This window comes from Serratia fonticola, assembly GCF_001006005.1.
Lineage (GTDB): Bacteria > Pseudomonadota > Gammaproteobacteria > Enterobacterales > Enterobacteriaceae > Chania > Chania fonticola.
Genome location: NZ_CP011254.1, coordinates 5,899,170 through 5,915,522, shown reverse-complemented (window position 1 = coordinate 5,915,522; position 16,353 = coordinate 5,899,170). Strand labels below are relative to the sequence as shown.

Here is a 16,353-nt window from a genome sequence, read left to right as displayed (position 1 = left end):
AAATGGCAGCTATGTATGGTTTCACGCCACAATATCGCAGGCTTGGCCGTTGGCTATTGATTACGGTGATGGCCTTATTTATCCCACTGAGCCACGCTGAGATATACCTGGGAGCCACGCGCCTGATTGTCAATGGCAAGGATAAGGAAGCGACGCTGCGCGTGACCAACGAGGGCCGCTCTGCGGTGTTGCTGCAAGTCTGGGTGGACAAGGGTGATAGTGAGGCGGAACCGGAGAAAATCGCCACGCCGTTTACCGTAGCGCCGCCGATCTTGCGCCTGGACGGGAAGCGGGCACAGCGTCTGAGAGTGTTGTTTACCGGGGCAGAACACACGCTGCCGAGCGATCGTGAGTCGGTGTTTTGGCTTAACGTGTTGGAGATCCCGCCGAAAGTGGCCGGCAATACGGCCAGCCAGATGCAGATGGCGTTCAGAACCCGGATAAAACTGTTCTATCGGCCACGGTCGTTGCAGACGATGAACACGGCTAACGTTCAGGATCAGTTACGCTTTAGCCTGGCAAAACAGGGCGGTAGCCCTGTGTTGGTGGTCAGCAACCCCACGCCTTTTCACCAGACATTACTAGAAATGGCGGTGGGCCGCGATAAGCAACAGGCCGTCGTTACCCTGGTGCCGGAAAATGGCATGGTAAGCCCAAAAGGGCAGGCTGATTTTGCCTTAACGGCGGCTAAAGGCCCGGTGAATGCTGGCATGAAGGTGTTTTATTCGGTGCTTGACGACTTTGGCTCTGTGGTTACGGCAGAGCAAGTCTTGCAAGCTGAGCAATCGTCCTTGCCGCGCTAGGTATTTCTGCGATCTCTGCCCGCTTTTTAATCACACCGCACGTATGGCGTATATTTTTCAGGCTTTGCGAGTATTCTTAGAGATGCAGCACATTTAACGAGCGATTGTCATCCTGCTTGTGGCACGTCAACTTTACTGTAAACGTTGAGGAGGAGATCATGGAAACTTTGGAAAAGTGCTATGTCTATGCCAAGAACACCAGCAACATGGATTTTCTCGCTTCTACGGTGGCATTCTTGGAGTTTCAGGGGCGTGAAGTCGATGCTAATGGCGTGGCGGGTAATATGTCGCGTGACCAGAGCAACAGCTTTTTTGAACGACTAAATCATTACCGTTCCATCTATAAAAAGCAGGCCCAGCCCGTTTGAATCCACCACAAGGCCCCGTTTTCGGGGCTTTTTCATTTAACTTTTTAATTTAAATACGATTTTGTGTGATTTACTTCGAAAGACGAAAAGATAGGTCGGAATGCCCCTGAGGTTGAGATCAAGGGGCGTTGTTGCTTGTGGGCTGGCGCTATAAGCATCTGGAAAGTTTGTTTACCACATCAGATCGTCAGGCACGACAAAATCGGCATACGGATCGTCTTCATCTTTAGCTTCTTTACTCAGCTCGGCATTTAATACAATGCTGCTCTCATCACGCTGCGCAATTTTATCGGCCACGATCGCGGGTATAATCGCGTATTCGCCATCAGGATTCTTATCGGTAATCAGCCGAGCAATGGCAAGGCGGCCACTAATCAATTGAGATTGAGTCGTCTTATCCACATATATTTTTTTAATTAAATTGTTATCTGTGAAGTTATAACCAATATCGCCATGTGAAATAACGATCCGGTTCATTTCAATGAGCTGCTTTACCTGGGCTTTATATTCTTTAGCTAAGGCGGCCTGCTTTTGCTGCTCATTCAGCTGTTTATCACGTTCAACCTGAGCCTTTTTGTTTTCTTCCACGGCCTCTCTTGCCTCACGAGCCTGAACCCGCGATTTTTTAGCCGTTCTTTCCACTTTCGCCAGTTTTTTACTGTTGACCAATCCAGCTTTAAGCAGCTGCTCTTGTAATGTTAGCTTTGCCATGTTCGTTTCCGAAACCGATTAAATAATGCCTTGGATTATACCCTTAACGTATGAGGTTGTGCTAGGTAGCGGGAGCCTATCACACATCATATTGATAATAAATAGCTTTATACTCTCTGTGACAGCAAGTGATGTCCCTCACTCTAACTATCACCCAAAACGAGAGTGAACCCGACGTGCTACAAATCGGATCCACTACCTGACCGCGGCTCTGAACTCACTCCCTCTCCACAAGCAAGTGTTCATAGGTTCCCGGTATGTGCTGTGGGAGAGGGCACATATTCCTGTGCATCTTTTGCGTTGTTCAACTTGCCTACTTTTTATCGCAGAACTGGCTAGGAACCTTCTTGGTGCTGTGTTCTATCTCGGTAGTAAAGATGACATCTCCGGATTTATAGGTCGGAAAGAACAAAATGTAGTTTTTATCGAAATAGCCCTCGATTTCTGAGAATGATACTACTTTGGCAACATGACCATACCAACTGTAACCGGGATCGGTCGGTGTTATGCAATCTCCCGCTTGGTAGTGCGTAGTAGAAAGTGCGTTAAATGAGAGAAACAAAAAACCCAAGGATGCAATCTTAATTTTCATATTAATATCCATAAGTAAATGCACGTATATTCTAAGCAATAGGATTGGTAATTACCAGTTTAAATAGCGTGAGCAACTGCCTCTTCTTTATTGTCTATTTTTTCATCGATGGAACTATATTGAGCATTTAGCTTCAGTCTGTCGCACATGCGCCATACTTTATCATCCCGATAACCAGCACAAACAGTAGGATTCAGCCAGCCTCGGTCGGGCAGTAGCTTTTCTTTGGGTTTACCCGCTTGAGCGTAAGTGTGTGGACATAATTTCAGAGGGGATTTGATTGTACCAAGGATATGCCCGCAAAAGTTCATCGTAGTCAATCCATGTTGTTTTTCATCGATTGTACGGTAGTGTTTGTTCTGAAGGGGAGGCTGTCCACTAGGGGAAGTTCACATGAAATGGTGTCCCCTGCAGGAATCGAACCTGCAACTAGCCCTTAGGAGGGGCTCGTTATATCCATTTAACTAAGGGGACACAGCGGGCGCAGTATACCCATTTTTACGCTTGGGTTTAAGAGGTTATTGGCCTGATCGTCTGAAATGTAACCGGTTTTCTCTGTTTTTAGCCCATTTCTTGCCGTTAGCCGTCTATCAATGTGAGTTTGCGGCAGAAGCCAGGCGCTTTGGTGAAGGGCGAGCGGCAGGAGCGAGGCATGTTACAGTGCCCCACAGCTGCCGCCGTGGTATCAAGGAGTTGTCTGGTTCTAAGGGGTTAAATTAAAAAGTTTTGCTGCATCTTGCTAAAGTCGGCGTCGGTAAAGCCTAATTCCTGCTTGATGTAACCCGCAACGCTACCAGATTGTTGTTTCATGGTGTTGAACACCTCAACAATAAAGGATTCGCGCGTATCAATCAGCGTATGCAGGTAATCAAGCACATTCTGGTCGTCGGTTATTTTACGGTAGGCGGCCATTTTTACCTCGTTGCGCTCCATCCGGTTGGCCTGGGTTAGCATGTAATCGGCAATAATGTCATCCTCTGAAACCCCCAGCATGGATAAAACCAATAAAGCGCCATAGCCCGTGCGGTCTTTGCCCCCACGGCAGTGCTGAATATGTGGGCTGTTGTCTTTATCTAACAACACCTCAATCATGGCCTTAAACGCTGTTTTAGATTTGTCACTGGTCACGAAGTGTCTGTATTGTTCTAAAACCTGCGCGCCTTGCCCATTGATCAGTTCTGCAGGGATATCACGCATAACGCTTTCGATCAGCATGCGATCTTCGTCACTGGGCTCGGCAGAAAACTGGGCCGCCAGCTCTGCGGTTTGTGCCGCTGCATCCAGGTGATAGGTTCTTTTCTCACCAACAGCGTCGTTGGGGCTTTTGGCAATCTCATTGGCACTGCGGTAATCAATAATGGTCTGAATCTGCAACGATTCGATGTATGCCACGGCCTGCGGGCTGAGGTGGTGTAAATGGTTCGAACGGTACAGCATTCCCCATTTTACTTGTTTGCCACCGGCACCCACGTAGCCGCCAAAATCCCGGAAGTTATTTAATCCGCCAACGGGAAGGGTTCTTTCTGCGGTAAGAAAAGTTTGGCCTCCCTGCTCGATAATAAAATAAACGCGCTGTTCGGCCTTTAACGGATCGTCCAATAAATAGGGGCTAGTGGCATTGTCCGTAATTAAAAAGCGTTCCTGACTGTTGGCATCATTATCTTTTGTCCAGTATAGCGACACCGGGCCTGCATCTGAATTAAAGCTTATCTCGAGCTGGGTCTTGTTTTTTCTGCTGACGGATAACTGAATCTTCGAATTCATCACTATTCCCTTTAACTTAAAATGCCAAACATGGAGCAAATGACGCCGAACACCATCATTGCAATGATGAGTGACACCGTATATTTTCCTTTAAACCTTTTGACCAGGAAGAATATTCCCAAGGAGAACAGTAACGTAAGCAGGTTAGGCGCAACCTTGTCAAACATCTCCTGGACTTTTATCGACTGCTCGCCAACCGCGATCACCAAGGGGGTCGATATCTTGACGGTGGTGGCTATCAGCGATCCTAGCACCATCACGCCCACCACGTTGGCCACGTTTGAGATGCGTTGAATGATGTTGGAGTTTTTCGACTGCTCGATTAAATCCACGCCCTTGTTGTAGCCATAATGGATAAAGAAATATTTCGAGCCGATGTTGACCAGGTTAAAGAGAATAAACATCAGTATCGGGCCGATAAGATTACCCTGTAGGGCAAATGCGGCACCGATACTGCCGCAGATCGGCAGCCAGGTGAATTTCAACAGGCTATCGCCTAAACCGGCCAGCGGGCCCATTAAACCGGCCTTAACAGAAACTACCGCTTCTTTCTCTTCTTCTGTGGTTTTTTCTTCCAGCGCGGCGGTAACGCCCAAAATCAGTGCGCCGGTGTTAATTTGTGAATTGTAGAATTCCAGGTGCCGCTTCATGGCCCGTACGCGCGTTTCTTTATCAGCATCGGCGTACAACTTGTCGAGCACCGGGATCATGCAATGCGCAAAGCCAATAGTTTGCAGCTTCTCATAGTTATATGAGAATGACATGGTCTGAATATTCCAGAAAATACGGTTTAAATCGGCCTTGGTCAGCTTTTTTTCCTGAGTGGTGGGGCTCACACCATGATATGAAATTGTCTCGTTCATAAGTCATACTCTTCTTCAGTGTCCGTTGCGGTCGCTTTGCTCTTTTCTGGTGCCGGAGTATTCATGCCGTTGGTATAAGCCATGTCATAAAGCACGGCAAAGGCCAGGGCGATAAAGGTAATCGGAATAATCGGCAGCTTTAAATAGGTGGTCAGAATAAAGCCCAGCAGGAAGAAGAACCACATCCGGCCCTTTAACAGCATCAGCAATAAGATACACACGCCGATGGCTGGGATCATTTTAGACGCTACGCCCATGCCGGTTAAAATGCTGGCCGGTATGGCTTCTAACACTTTGCTGACCAGGTCCCCACCAAAGTAGATTGCCAAGAAGCAGGGAGCGGCACGGATCAAGAACCACAGCGGCGTCGAGAAATAGTGGACCTTGACCAGGCCTTGATAGTCCCCCGATTGAATGGATTTCTCCGCCCAGACGTTTAAGAAGCTGGCAAAAGAGCGCCAGACGATCAGCAGTTGCTGGCAAAGAATAGAGACCGGAACTGCCAGCGCGATACCCGCGGCAATACCGCCTTTGGAGGCGATACCCAAAGCGACGCCGATGATCGATCCCGCAATGATATCGGGAGCAGAGTAGGCGCCTACGTTACCGATGCCCATCCACATCAGTTCAAGCGTGGCGCTGATCGCCAACCCCTGAACCATATCCCCCATGATGATGCCTGCTACCGTGCCGGTTAACAACGGCCGCCGCAGCATCTGTGGCCCTACGTCATCCATTGAGCAAATACCTGCCCAAATGGCCACCAAGATTGCTTCCATTAACATCGTTGTATCCCCCAGCGATTACGTAAAAAGTTACCTAATCAATCGATCAATGTTTTCAGTTCCACAATGGGATCTTTCGGCACCATTTGTATTTCTACCGCAATATTTTTGGCAATCAGCGATTTAAACGCCTGCTCTTCTTCTGGTGTTACCGCAACGGCCCGCGAAAGGCTCTTTCTACCTTCCTGCATTCTCATGCCACCCACGTTCAGCTTGTCAATTTTCAGCCCACCTTCTACCAGTGCGTGGACATCGACACTGTTGGTAAACAGCAGCATGGTGCGTCTTTTAATTTCTGCCTTTTTCAGTACATCGATAAACTTCTGTACGCCAAATACTTGAACCTTTAATTCAGGCGGTGCTGACATGGTGATCACCGATTGCTGAACGCTATCACCGGCAACCTTGTCATTAATAATCAGGATCTGTTCAATATCATGGTTTTTAACCCATGTGGTGATCACCTGGCCGTGAATAAGGCGGTCATCAATTCTGGCTAAATTAATTGGCATGGTATCTTTCCTTAAAGTTCGGTTGACTGTTCCCGCTCGGCTTGTAAGACCTTCCCAACGTTGAAGCAACTATTTGGAAAAACCTCCTCGATAACGGTTCCAATCTCATTTAATGGCAACTCGCGATTGCTGAAAACTTCAAGCAGGGTCGGAATATTAAAACCGCAGAATAACAACACGTCATCATGGGTTAACAACAGCTCGCAAGACAAATTACACGGCGAGCCACCCATCATATCCACCAGGATCACCACTCCATTGCCCTGGTTAATCGATTTATAGGTGTCAAATAGCGTGACGCGAGCATCACTGATATTGGTGTCTTCCTGAATGGAGACCACCGCAACGTTTTCTTGCTTACCGATCAGCATCTCGGCACAGGTCAGCGCACCTTGGGCAAAGGGGCCGTGGCTCACTAATATGACAGGGATCTCAGCTTGCATCGTCTCTCCTGGATAATCCTTTGTGTAACATTGTTACTTTGTGTGTTTTGTTTTTTAGTAATACTATTACCTTTAAGTTGAAATGGACACCATGAGCAGTGGATTTTCTGCGTTCTGAGAAGCCGATCACCCTTTGGTGGTTAATGCTGCCTGGAAGGCTGTTTTTGGCTTGAGGAGGAGATGGGGATGTGGGGACCAAAGATAAGGAATAGGTAGGGGGAGAAGGTGCGGATTGTATGAGCGGGCGCAGCATGCAGCGCCCCTATGTTTTTAACCCGGCGAGGGTATGTGGCCTGGTTAAGGCTTGTTGTTTTGGTTGTAAAAACGTTCTGCGCGGGTTTGGGTTTGCTTTAATAAACGCTCGTCGTACTGCTGGATAAACAGGTTAGTCACCAACATATTAATCACCGAAAGCTGTGAAATCTTGGAGCGGATAGGGATTAGGCGGGAAACGCTTTCCGTGGAAATGGTGTGCAATAACACATCGGCCAAGCCAGAGATGCGGCTTTGGCCCATTTTGGTGATGGCGATAGAAGGGACACCCAACTGCTGCGCCAGGGTCAGCAACTTGACGCCATCCTGATTTTCACCGGAGTGGGAGATAATGATCAGCAGATCGTGTTTATCCAGGGTATTGACGATGCTAAATTGAATGCTGTAGTCCAGGTGGCAGCTCACGTCTTTCTTTATCTTGATTAACTGGTATTCGAGCTCTTTACCTACCAGTCCGCTACTGCCTGCACCGTAGATCACCACTTTATTGCTATTTCTGATGAGCTCATTGGCTTTGGCCAACTGCTCGCTATTCATCATGGCGTGGGTTTCATCAATAGAGGATTTTTCTATCAGGTGAATTTTACCGTTCACCGTTTCTATTGAGTCATCCAGATTAATGTCTTCCTGCAACACATTATCTTGTTTGCTGGAACCCGACGCGGTGATCAAATCGATTTTAAGATCGCTGAATCCTTGATACCCCAGCTTATGGCAGAGACGTAGAATGGTAGTGGTGCTGACATCGTTAGCTTTTGCCAGCGTCTGGATACTCATATTTTTTAGCGACTGTTTATTCGCAATAATATAGTCGGCTACGCCACGTTCTTTCGCCGATAATCCGTTGCTGACTTCTCTAAGTTTTAAGTCGAACATCTAACACCTTTCGCCGGGTAAGAATGTTATTCGTTGTTTATAATACAATTTCGCACCAACCTTATCAAACGGCGAATCGCTGGCGGCGGCAAGTCTTACTGGCGATCCGTATCTTCTTTCGGTTTTTTCTCCTGCTGAGCCTTTAGCCGTTCGGCCTTGGCCTTGTCACTCATATCGTTGCGGATCTGCGCATGGCTGATCAGGGCGAAGATAAAGCTGCCGCCGATGATATTGCCCGCCAGCGTCGGGATGGCGAACGGGTAGAAGAACTCCTGCCAGGGGAGTGCGCCGCTAAACACCAGGTACAGGATCTCGACGGAACCGACCACGATATGGGTAAGATCGCAAATCGCCACCAGGTAGGTCATCAGCACGATCACCCAGATCTTGGCGGCCCTGGCCGAAGGGAACATCCATACCATCGTGGCGATGATCCAACCCGCCAGGATACCGTTGGCAAACATCTCTCCCGGAGTGTTATGCATGATTTCCTGTGACAAGCTGGTGAAGGCCGCACGGGTATTCTCATCAAAAATAGGCATATAGATAAATGCCAACGCGGCCAGACCGGTGCCGATCAGATTCCCCAACAGCACTATCCCCCATAGGCGGAACAGAATGACGAAGTTCTTCGGCGTCGGTTTATGCATGATGGGCAACACCGCAGTGACGGTGTTTTCCGTAAACAACTGCTGGCGAGCCATGATGACGATGATAAAGCCGAAGGTATAGCCGATGTTCTCGATAAAAAACCGGCTTGGGTCGTCCGGTAGTCGTGCGTGAAAAATCCCTTTCGCCGCCAGGGAAGCCCCCATCGACAAGCCAGCCGCCAAGGCCGACAGTAATAGCGCCAGCCAGTCACGCTCCAGTTCTTTCTCCCCTTCCATGCGGATTTGCTCATGCACGGCAGCGGCGCGCGAGGGCAGTTTTTCCTCATCGACCTCAATGGTGGATTTGCCCCGATCGTGCTCTTCGCTTTCGACCTTGACGCTGCTTTTATCGCTGTTGGCTGGACGATCTGGTTTTACGCTCAATGGTCATTCTCCTATTGGCTGATAACTAAGCGTAGTTGCTGATGGGGCGAAGGAAAGTGCGCCGGAAAAATGATTAAAAAGTAACGTAATTTTAACGTTGCTGATTTTTTCTACGCAATTTTGATCTGATGCGCAATATTACCCCTAATGGAGTACATTCAAGCCCGGCTGCGGGCTTCGAGCGCACTGTGGCTTATGCTATGATTCGCTATCCCAAAGAAAAATATGAGTCCTCCATGCTGGAAGCCAGAAATCTTAGTTGTGTACGAGATGAACGTACTCTGTTTGACAGGTTGAGTTTTTTGGTGAGCCCGGGGGACATTATTCAGGTGGAAGGCCCTAATGGGGCTGGCAAAACCAGCTTGCTGCGCATTTTGGCCGGGTTGGCGCAGCCAGACGCGGGTGAAGTGCTGTGGCAGGGCGAAAATACGCGTCACCGCCGTGAGCAATATCATCTGGATCTGCTGTTTCTGGGGCACCAGCCGGGGATTAAATCCATGCTGACCCCGTTTGAGAATTTGCAGTTTTACCAGGCCGTTAGCCAGTCATCAGATCGTCAGGCCATCTGGCAGGCGCTGGAGCAGGTAGGCTTGGTAGGGTACGAGGATGTACCGGTGGCGCAGCTTTCCGCCGGGCAGCAGCGGCGTGTGGCGCTGGCACGGCTCTGGCTCAGCAAATGCCCGCTGTGGATCCTGGATGAACCTTTGACGGCCATAGACAAACAGGGCGTGGTGGAACTCACCGCGCTGTTTGGGCAACATGCTCAACAGGGCGGAATGGTGTTGCTCACGACGCATCAAGATTTAACCGGTACATCGCAGGCGGTCAGGAAAATTCGCCTGACACAGACCAGCGCGGAGATCGCCTGATGTTCTTTATCATACTGCGGCGGGAACTGAAAATTGCCTTTCGTAAAGGCTCCGAGATCGTCAACCCGCTGTGGTTCTTCCTGATCGTGATCACGCTGTTTCCGTTGGGCGTTGGGCCAGAACCGCAATTGCTGGCGCGAATTGCGCCGGGGATTATCTGGGTAGCGGCGCTGTTAGCCTCGTTGCTTTCGCTGGAGCGATTGTTCCGTGATGACTACCTGGATGGCTCATTGGAACAGCTACTGTTATTGCCAACCCAGCTACCAATGACGGTGTTAGGCAAAGTGTGTGCTCACTGGGTAGTGACCGGGTTGCCGTTGCTGATCCTGTCGCCGCTGGTGGCGCTGCTGCTGTCGCTGGATGTGAATACCTGGATGGCGATGGCGCTGACCCTGCTGCTGGGCACCCCAACGCTGAGCTTGATTGGCGCTATCGGGGTGGCGTTGACGGTGGGGCTACGCAAAGGCGGCGTGCTGCTGAGTTTGCTGGTGCTGCCGCTGTATATTCCGGTACTGATTTTCGCTACCGCGGCGATAGATGCCGCCTCGATGGGGATGCCGATCGACGGTTATCTGGCCATCCTGGGGGCGATGCTGGCGGGCAGCATCACGCTGGCGCCTTTTGCCACCGCAGCTGCGTTGCGTGTAAGCGTACACTAGCTGGAAATTTAATCGCGGATGAATGCCTCTAAGAGCTTTTCCGTGCGCAAGACTTTCGCCGTTCTGCCATCAGGGAGCGGCTACCGAATGATTTCTTACCGTGAGCAATGACGACAATGTGGAAATGGTTACATCAATTTGCCAGGCCGGAACGGCTGTACCATGTCTGTGGCCGCTTTGTCCCCTGGTTGGGGATAGCGGGCGCCATCTGTCTGCTGGTCGGCTGGGTGTGGGGCTTTGGTTTCGCACCTAAAGATTATCAACAGGGTGACAGCTTCCGTATCATGTACATTCATGTTCCGGCGGCCATCTGGTCGATGGGCATTTATGGCTCAATGGCGATAGCGGCGTTTATCGGCCTGGTCTGGCAGATGAAAATGTCCGATACCGTGGTCGCGGCCATGGCTCCGGTCGGCGCGGTGTTCACCTTTATTGCACTGGTCACCGGATCTGCCTGGGGCAAACCGATGTGGGGCACCTGGTGGGTGTGGGACGCACGCCTAACCTCGGAGCTGGTGTTGCTGTTCCTTTATATGGGCATCATTGCGTTGTATAACGCTTTCGACGATCGCCGCCTGGCCGGGCGAGCCGCCGGTATTCTGGTGCTGGTGGGGGTGATCAACATTCCGATTATTCACTTCTCGGTCGAATGGTGGAATACCCTCCACCAGGGCTCAACCAATATGCAGCAGAGCATTGCGCCAAGCATGCGTTATCCGCTGCGTTGGGCGATCTTCGGTTACCTGTTGTTCTTTATTACGCTGACCTTGATGCGCCTGCGCAACCTGATCCTTTTCCAGGAACGTCAGCGCCCTTGGGTCGCCGAATTGGTTAACAAGGAGCGTCAGTCATGAATGCTGCATTCAGTTCCTGGCAGGCGTTCTTCGCCATGGGCGGTTACGCGTTTTACGTTTGGTTGGCCGTGGCCGTAACCCTGCTTTCCCTGCTGGGGCTTTTGGCCCACACCCTGTGGCAGCGCAAGCAGCTACTGGCCGAAGTCAGCCGCCAAGCGTCACGTGAACGGCGAATCCGCCAGTCACAACAGTCAAAGCAAGCAGCGGCCACACCGCAGTCTGTTAACTCGCGGGAGAAATCACAGTGAATCCACGTCGTAAAAGCCGCCTCTATCTGGTCGTTGTCGTACTGATTGGCGTCGCGCTTACCGCCACGCTGATGCTGTATGCCTTGCGCTCCAATATCGACCTGTTCTATACCCCGAGCGAGATCCTGCAAGGCAAGGGCGAAAAGCATGAAAAGCCGGAGGTGGGCCAGCGCCTGCGTATCGGTGGCATGGTGATGCCTGGCTCGGTCAAACGCGATCAGCAAAGCCTGCAGGTGAGCTTCAAGGTCTATGACGCCCGCGGGGCCATCGAAGTAACCTACAACGGGATTTTGCCGGATCTGTTCCGTGAGGGGCAGGGCGTAGTGGCACAAGGCGTGTTGGGGGAAGGTAACGTGGTCAATGCGCGCGAAGTATTGGCCAAACACGATGAAAAATATACGCCACCAGAAGTTGCGGATGCCATGAAAGAGAATCATAAAAGCCCGGCCGCTACCTATAGCAATTCGCCGGACGAGGGCAACAAGTCATGATGCCGGAACTCGGAAGTTTTCTGCTGTGCTTGGCGTTGGCGATTTCGTTGCTGCTGAGCATTTATCCGCAATGGGGAGCGGCGCGCCAGGATACGCGCATGATGGCGGTAGCCCGCCCGTTAACCTATGGCATGTTTATCACCATCGCCTTGGCATTTGCCTGCCTGGTGTATGCGTTTATTACCAATGACTTTACCGTCTCCTATGTAGCAGCCAACTCCAACACCAAGCTACCGGTGTATTACCGCATTGCGGCAACGTGGGGAGCGCACGAAGGTTCCCTGCTGCTGTGGGTGTTGCTGCTGAGTTGCTGGTCACTGGCTGTTGCCATATACAGCCGTGCAATGCCGCAGGATGCTGTGGCGCGAGTGTTGTCGGTGATGGGGATGATCACCGCCGGGTTCTTGCTGTTCATCATTATGACCTCCAACCCGTTTACCCGCACCTTGCCGAGTTTCCCGATCGACGGGGGCGACCTTAACCCGCTGTTGCAGGATATCGGGCTGATCTTCCACCCGCCGTTGCTGTATATGGGCTACGTGGGGTTCTCGGTGGCCTTTGCCTTCGCCATTGCCTCACTGATGGCCGGGCGGCTCGATACGGCCTGGGCTCGTTGGTCGCGTCCGTGGACCACGGCGGCCTGGGTCTTCCTGACCATGGGCATCGTGTTGGGGTCAGCGTGGGCTTACTATGAGCTGGGCTGGGGCGGCTGGTGGTTCTGGGATCCGGTCGAAAACGCCTCCTTTATGCCATGGCTGGCCGGTACGGCCTTGATGCACTCGCTGGCGGTCACTGAAAAACGCGGGACCTTCAAAGCCTGGACGGTGCTGCTGGCGATCACGGCCTTCTCCCTGTGTCTGTTGGGCACCTTCCTGGTGCGTTCCGGCGTACTGGTTTCCGTTCACTCCTTTGCCTCCGATCCGGCGCGCGGGATGTTTATCCTCGCCTATCTGGTGATCGTGATTGGCGGCTCGCTGTTGCTGTATGCCGTGAAGGGCGGGCAGGTGCGTAGCCGGGTGCAGCATGAAACCTTCTCGCGGGAAACCTTCCTGCTGGGCAACAACGTCTTGCTGATCGCCGCCATGCTGGTGGTGCTGTTGGGGACCTTGTTGCCGTTGGTGCATAAACAGTTGGGGCTGGGCAGTATTTCCATCGGCGAACCTTTCTTCAACACCATGTTTACCTGGCTGATGGCACCGCTGGCGCTGCTGCTGGGCATCGGGCCGTTGGTGCGCTGGCGTCGCGATGAACCCACTAAGCTCTGGCGTCGCCTGGGTGTGGCGTTGGTGATCACGCTGGTGCTGTCGATCCTGCTGCCTTGGCTGCTGCAAGACAGTATCGTCGGCATGACGGTGGTTGGGTTGATCATGGCCATCTGGGTGATCCTGTTGACCCTGATGGAGCTGCACGAGCGAGCCACCCATCGCCACGGTTTCTGGCAGGGGCTCAGGCATCTCTCCCGTAGCCATTGGGGCATGGTGTTAGGCCATCTGGGCGTGGCGGTCACGGTGATCGGGATCGCTTTCAGCCAAAACTACAGCGTTGAGCGTGATGTGCGCATGAAGGCCGGTGATAGCGTGGAAATTCACGACTATCGCTTCATCTTCCGCGACGTTCACGATATCCGCGGTTCAAACTATACCGGCGGTGTCGGGATTATCGATGTTACCCGCAACGGTAAGGCAGAAGCCACCTTGCGTGCGGAAAAACGCTATTACAGCGTGGCGCGCAGCATGATGACTGAGGCCGCCATCGACGGTGGACTGACGCGCGATCTGTACGCCGCGTTGGGTGAAGAGCTGGACGATGGTTCCTGGGCAGTGCGGCTTTATTACAAACCTTTTGTCCGCTGGATCTGGTTCGGTGGGGTGTTTATGGCGATTGGCGGCGTGTTGTGTATTCTCGATCCGCGCTATCGCATGAGCAAAAAACTCAAACGTGAAGCCAAACAAGGGGGGCAGGCATGAACCGCAAACTGTTATTTATTCCGTTAATCCTGTTCCTGCTGTTAGTGGTGGCTTTGTTGGTGCAGCTGACGCGTAACGCCGGCGGGGAAGATCCCACCATGCTGGAGTCTGCGCTGATTGGTAAACCGGTGCCGACCTTCAAGTTGGAATCCCTGGAACATCCAGGTAAAACCTTCGATCAGGCGGTGCTGCGCACGGGCAAACCGATATTGCTGAACGTGTGGGCGACATGGTGCCCCACCTGTCGGGCGGAGCACGAGTATCTGAATACTCTGGCGGCCAAAGGCATCCGCGTAGTCGGGCTAAACTATAAAGACGATCGTCAGAAGGCGGTGGTTTGGCTCAATCAGTTGGGTAACCCTTATGCGCTGAGCCTGTACGACGGTGACGGCATGCTGGGGCTGGATCTCGGCGTGTATGGCGCACCTGAGACCTTCCTGATCGACGGTGAAGGCATTATCCGCTACCGTCACGCCGGGGACATGAACGAGCGTGTCTGGCAGCAGGAAGTGTTACCGCTGTATCGTAAATATGGGGGCGACGCATGAGGCTGATAACCTTACTGGTGGCGGCATTGCTAAGCTGGAGTGCAGCTGCGGCCATCGATACCTACAAATTCAATTCGGTAGAGCAGGAACAGCAATACCGTGAGTTGACCGAACAGCTGCGCTGCCCTAAATGCCAGAACAACAGCATTGCCGATTCCAACGCCATCATCGCGGCAGATATGCGCACCAAGGTGTATGAGCTGATGATGCAGGGGCAAGACAAGCAGCAGGTCATCGACTATATGGTGGCGCGCTACGGTAATTTTGTGACCTATGAACCCCCGCTGACGCCAGCAACCTTGATCTTGTGGGTCGGGCCGCTGTTGTTTGTGCTGATTGGTGGGGCGGTGGTGATACTGCGTACCCGTCAACGACGGGCGGGCGTAGTCAACGAGGAATTCTCCGAGCAGGAGCAGCAGCGTCTTGCGGCGTTGTTGAAAGAGACTGACAGGAAGAAACCCTAATGGCTTTTTGGCTGATAATTATAGTGCTGTTGGTCGGTGCGAGCGCGTTGCTGGTCGTACCCGCGATGCGCCAAGGCAAAGAAAGTACGGCGGCCAGCCGCGATACGCTCAACAAGGCGTTCTACCAGGATCGCCTTGACGAGCTGGCGCAAGATGAAGATCAAGGGGTGGTTGCGGAACGCCCTGAACTGGTCAAAGAGCTGCAACAGAACTTGCTGAACGATATCCCTGGGCAACCGGATGAGCAGCCTGCACGGCCCATCAATCGTTGGGCTTTAGTGCCTGGCGTGATGGTGCTGGTGGTGGTATCAGTTGGCTTTTATCTGAAAACCGGCGGTTTGGCTCAGGTTATGGCTTGGCATCAGGTAGAATCCCAAATGCCGGAACTACGCGCGCGGGTGGCCAATGAACGAGCCCAACCGCTGAGCATGGAAGAGATTGCCCGTCTTGGCCTGGGTTTACGCACCTCGTTGCAGCAAGATGATAGAAATCTGAACGACTGGATGATGCTTGGCCGTGTCGGGATGGCGTTGAATAATGCCACCACCGCGACGCAGGCCTTTGCTCATGCTTACAGCCTGGATCCGAGCAATATGGAAGTGCGCCTGGGCTATGCCGAAGTGCTGACGCGCTCTGGCGATCCGGAAGACAACAAGCAGGCCACCGCGATGCTGCGTACCATGGTGGCAGAAGATCACACCAACGTGCGCGTCCTGAGCCTGCTGGCGTTCAACTCCTTTGAGCAGGGCGATTACCAACAGGCGATTGGTGCCTGGCAGGTAATGTTGAAACTGTTACCCGCCGATGACCAGCGTGTTGCAGTGATAAAGCGCAGCATTGAACAAGCAAAAGTTCAGGTGGGCGCAGAAACTGTTAAACTCTCCGTCACTGTCACGCTGTCGCCAGAGGCGGCAAAAGCATTACCACAACAAGGAACGCTGATCGTTTCGGTTACCGATGGAACCAACCCGGTGCCGGTAGCGGTTAAGCAATTGCCACTGAGTCGTTTCCCGCTATCATTCACATTGGATGACAGCAACGCCATGATGCCTGAGCGTCTGCTTTCGGCTCAGCAGAAGGTGAAGGTGCACGTCAGGCTGTCACAGGATGGTCTGGCAACGCCGCAGGCGGGCGACTGGTTTGGCGATAGTACGCTGCAAGCCTATAGCGGCAAGGAACAGGTCAGCGTTCAGATAGATAAACAGGTTCCCTGATAAAAAGAATCCAAG

General features: G+C 52.1%; 21 protein-coding genes and 1 tRNA gene. 11 read left to right on the top strand and 11 right to left on the bottom strand.

Annotated elements, in window-relative coordinates; genetic code table 11:
• The first annotated feature begins 2 nt into the window (after positions 1-2).
• Together WN53_RS26285 and WN53_RS26280 are read left to right on the top strand one after the other, a co-directional pair.
• The gene (locus tag WN53_RS26285; RefSeq protein ID WP_051346314.1) at positions 3-803 is read left to right on the top strand and encodes a fimbrial biogenesis chaperone; all 801 of its coding nucleotides are present in this window, start codon (positions 3-5) and stop codon (positions 801-803) included.
• A 158-nt stretch (positions 804-961) separates the two neighbouring features.
• Complete coding sequence (locus WN53_RS26280) at positions 962-1,171, top strand: hypothetical protein (RefSeq protein WP_024485107.1); 210 nt, start codon at positions 962-964, stop codon at positions 1,169-1,171.
• 171 nt (positions 1,172-1,342) lie between these two features.
• Here WN53_RS26280 and WN53_RS26275 read toward each other — a convergent pair whose 3' ends face one another.
• The 11 genes from WN53_RS26275 to WN53_RS26225 all read right to left on the bottom strand — a co-directional run bounded on the left by WN53_RS26275 (position 1,343) and on the right by WN53_RS26225 (position 9,024).
• Complete coding sequence (locus WN53_RS26275; RefSeq protein WP_024485106.1) at positions 1,343-1,882, bottom strand: DUF2058 domain-containing protein; 540 nt, start codon at positions 1,880-1,882, stop codon at positions 1,343-1,345.
• A gap of 313 nt (positions 1,883-2,195) precedes the next feature.
• Positions 2,196-2,474 carry a hypothetical protein gene (locus WN53_RS26270; protein ID WP_024485105.1) on the bottom strand — a complete coding sequence of 93 codons (279 nt, stop codon included), beginning with the start codon at positions 2,472-2,474 and terminating at the stop codon, positions 2,196-2,198.
• A gap of 59 nt (positions 2,475-2,533) precedes the next feature.
• Complete coding sequence (locus tag WN53_RS26265; protein WP_024485104.1) at positions 2,534-2,785, bottom strand: hypothetical protein; 252 nt, start codon at positions 2,783-2,785, stop codon at positions 2,534-2,536.
• Positions 2,786-2,873: 88 nt separating this feature from the next.
• Positions 2,874-2,948: transfer RNA gene (locus tag WN53_RS26260), tRNA-Arg, on the bottom strand.
• 237 nt (positions 2,949-3,185) lie between these two features.
• Positions 3,186-4,238 (bottom strand): tyrosine-protein phosphatase, encoded by a 1,053-nt coding sequence (locus WN53_RS26255; protein ID WP_046808390.1) that lies wholly within the window; start codon positions 4,236-4,238, stop codon positions 3,186-3,188.
• Between the two features lie 11 nt (positions 4,239-4,249).
• A complete protein-coding gene (locus WN53_RS26250) occupies positions 4,250-5,101 on the bottom strand; it encodes a PTS system mannose/fructose/sorbose family transporter subunit IID (protein ID WP_024485102.1) in 852 nt (283 codons plus the stop codon).
• On the bottom strand, positions 5,098-5,886 hold the full coding sequence (locus WN53_RS26245; protein WP_024485101.1) for a PTS mannose/fructose/sorbose/N-acetylgalactosamine transporter subunit IIC: 789 nt from the start codon (positions 5,884-5,886) through the stop codon (positions 5,098-5,100). The genes WN53_RS26250 and WN53_RS26245 overlap by 4 nt, the downstream gene beginning before the upstream one ends.
• Positions 5,887-5,924: 38 nt before the next feature.
• Positions 5,925-6,398, bottom strand: a complete 474-nt coding sequence (locus WN53_RS26240) for a PTS sugar transporter subunit IIB (protein ID WP_024485100.1) — start codon at positions 6,396-6,398, stop codon at positions 5,925-5,927.
• A gap of 11 nt (positions 6,399-6,409) precedes the next feature.
• Positions 6,410-6,841 carry a PTS sugar transporter subunit IIA gene (locus WN53_RS26235; RefSeq protein WP_024485099.1) on the bottom strand — a complete coding sequence of 144 codons (432 nt, stop codon included), beginning with the start codon at positions 6,839-6,841 and terminating at the stop codon, positions 6,410-6,412.
• 297 nt (positions 6,842-7,138) lie between these two features.
• Positions 7,139-7,990, bottom strand: coding sequence for a MurR/RpiR family transcriptional regulator (locus tag WN53_RS26230; protein WP_024485098.1), 852 nt, complete (start codon positions 7,988-7,990; stop codon positions 7,139-7,141).
• A 95-nt stretch (positions 7,991-8,085) separates the two neighbouring features.
• On the bottom strand, positions 8,086-9,024 hold the full coding sequence (locus WN53_RS26225) for a formate/nitrite transporter family protein (RefSeq protein WP_024485097.1): 939 nt from the start codon (positions 9,022-9,024) through the stop codon (positions 8,086-8,088).
• Between the two features lie 236 nt (positions 9,025-9,260).
• Between WN53_RS26225 and ccmA the strand changes: the two genes are divergently transcribed.
• The 9 genes from ccmA (at position 9,261) to ccmI (ending at position 16,338) form a co-directional block, all read left to right on the top strand.
• A complete protein-coding gene (ccmA, locus tag WN53_RS26220) occupies positions 9,261-9,893 on the top strand; it encodes a cytochrome c biogenesis heme-transporting ATPase CcmA (protein ID WP_024485096.1) in 633 nt (210 codons plus the stop codon).
• Positions 9,893-10,552, top strand: coding sequence for a heme exporter protein CcmB (ccmB, locus tag WN53_RS26215; protein ID WP_021806074.1), 660 nt, complete (start codon positions 9,893-9,895; stop codon positions 10,550-10,552). Before ccmA ends, ccmB begins: the two co-directional genes overlap by 1 nt.
• Before the next feature lie 116 nt (positions 10,553-10,668).
• Entirely contained in the window at positions 10,669-11,406 is a 738-nt protein-coding gene (locus tag WN53_RS26210; RefSeq protein WP_024485095.1) for a heme ABC transporter permease, read from the top strand.
• The gene (ccmD, locus tag WN53_RS26205) at positions 11,403-11,654 is read left to right on the top strand and encodes a heme exporter protein CcmD (RefSeq protein WP_024485094.1); all 252 of its coding nucleotides are present in this window, start codon (positions 11,403-11,405) and stop codon (positions 11,652-11,654) included. The genes WN53_RS26210 and ccmD overlap by 4 nt, the downstream gene beginning before the upstream one ends.
• Positions 11,651-12,145, top strand: a complete 495-nt coding sequence (gene ccmE / locus WN53_RS26200) for a cytochrome c maturation protein CcmE (RefSeq protein WP_024485093.1) — start codon at positions 11,651-11,653, stop codon at positions 12,143-12,145. Before ccmD ends, ccmE begins: the two co-directional genes overlap by 4 nt.
• Positions 12,142-14,112 (top strand): heme lyase CcmF/NrfE family subunit, encoded by a 1,971-nt coding sequence (locus tag WN53_RS26195; protein ID WP_024485092.1) that lies wholly within the window; start codon positions 12,142-12,144, stop codon positions 14,110-14,112. The genes ccmE and WN53_RS26195 overlap by 4 nt, the downstream gene beginning before the upstream one ends.
• Positions 14,109-14,660: a DsbE family thiol:disulfide interchange protein gene (locus WN53_RS26190; RefSeq protein ID WP_021178627.1), complete on the top strand. Its 552-nt coding sequence runs from the start codon at positions 14,109-14,111 to the stop codon at positions 14,658-14,660. Before WN53_RS26195 ends, WN53_RS26190 begins: the two co-directional genes overlap by 4 nt.
• Positions 14,657-15,124 carry a cytochrome c-type biogenesis protein gene (locus WN53_RS26185; protein WP_024485091.1) on the top strand — a complete coding sequence of 156 codons (468 nt, stop codon included), beginning with the start codon at positions 14,657-14,659 and terminating at the stop codon, positions 15,122-15,124. The genes WN53_RS26190 and WN53_RS26185 overlap by 4 nt, the downstream gene beginning before the upstream one ends.
• Positions 15,124-16,338: a c-type cytochrome biogenesis protein CcmI gene (gene ccmI, locus WN53_RS26180; protein ID WP_024485090.1), complete on the top strand. Its 1,215-nt coding sequence runs from the start codon at positions 15,124-15,126 to the stop codon at positions 16,336-16,338. The genes WN53_RS26185 and ccmI overlap by 1 nt, the downstream gene beginning before the upstream one ends.
• The last annotated feature ends 15 nt before the right edge of the window (positions 16,339-16,353 follow it).

Excerpts from the sequence above, each read along its gene's own strand:
- WN53_RS26255 (WP_046808390.1), bottom strand. The coding sequence starts at position 4,238 with ATGAATTCGAAGATTCAGTTATCCGTCAGCAGAAAAAACAAGACCCAG.
- ccmI (WP_024485090.1), top strand. The coding sequence starts at position 15,124 with ATGGCTTTTTGGCTGATAATTATAGTGCTGTTGGTCGGTGCGAGCGCG.
- WN53_RS26245 (WP_024485101.1), bottom strand. The coding sequence starts at position 5,886 with ATGTTAATGGAAGCAATCTTGGTGGCCATTTGGGCAGGTATTTGCTCA.
- WN53_RS26190 (WP_021178627.1), top strand. The coding sequence starts at position 14,109 with ATGAACCGCAAACTGTTATTTATTCCGTTAATCCTGTTCCTGCTGTTA.
- ccmA (WP_024485096.1), top strand. The coding sequence starts at position 9,261 with ATGCTGGAAGCCAGAAATCTTAGTTGTGTACGAGATGAACGTACTCTG.
- ccmD (WP_024485094.1), top strand. The coding sequence starts at position 11,403 with ATGAATGCTGCATTCAGTTCCTGGCAGGCGTTCTTCGCCATGGGCGGT.
- WN53_RS26235 (WP_024485099.1), bottom strand. The coding sequence starts at position 6,841 with ATGCAAGCTGAGATCCCTGTCATATTAGTGAGCCACGGCCCCTTTGCC.
- WN53_RS26275 (WP_024485106.1), bottom strand. The coding sequence starts at position 1,882 with ATGGCAAAGCTAACATTACAAGAGCAGCTGCTTAAAGCTGGATTGGTC.
- ccmB (WP_021806074.1), top strand. The coding sequence starts at position 9,893 with ATGTTCTTTATCATACTGCGGCGGGAACTGAAAATTGCCTTTCGTAAA.
- WN53_RS26230 (WP_024485098.1), bottom strand. The coding sequence starts at position 7,990 with ATGTTCGACTTAAAACTTAGAGAAGTCAGCAACGGATTATCGGCGAAA.
- WN53_RS26250 (WP_024485102.1), bottom strand. The coding sequence starts at position 5,101 with ATGAACGAGACAATTTCATATCATGGTGTGAGCCCCACCACTCAGGAA.
- WN53_RS26280 (WP_024485107.1), top strand. The coding sequence starts at position 962 with ATGGAAACTTTGGAAAAGTGCTATGTCTATGCCAAGAACACCAGCAAC.
- WN53_RS26285 (WP_051346314.1), top strand. The coding sequence starts at position 3 with ATGGCAGCTATGTATGGTTTCACGCCACAATATCGCAGGCTTGGCCGT.
- WN53_RS26210 (WP_024485095.1), top strand. The coding sequence starts at position 10,669 with ATGTGGAAATGGTTACATCAATTTGCCAGGCCGGAACGGCTGTACCAT.
- WN53_RS26195 (WP_024485092.1), top strand. The coding sequence starts at position 12,142 with ATGATGCCGGAACTCGGAAGTTTTCTGCTGTGCTTGGCGTTGGCGATT.
- WN53_RS26270 (WP_024485105.1), bottom strand. The coding sequence starts at position 2,474 with ATGAAAATTAAGATTGCATCCTTGGGTTTTTTGTTTCTCTCATTTAAC.
- WN53_RS26185 (WP_024485091.1), top strand. The coding sequence starts at position 14,657 with ATGAGGCTGATAACCTTACTGGTGGCGGCATTGCTAAGCTGGAGTGCA.
- WN53_RS26240 (WP_024485100.1), bottom strand. The coding sequence starts at position 6,398 with ATGCCAATTAATTTAGCCAGAATTGATGACCGCCTTATTCACGGCCAG.
- WN53_RS26265 (WP_024485104.1), bottom strand. The coding sequence starts at position 2,785 with ATGAACTTTTGCGGGCATATCCTTGGTACAATCAAATCCCCTCTGAAA.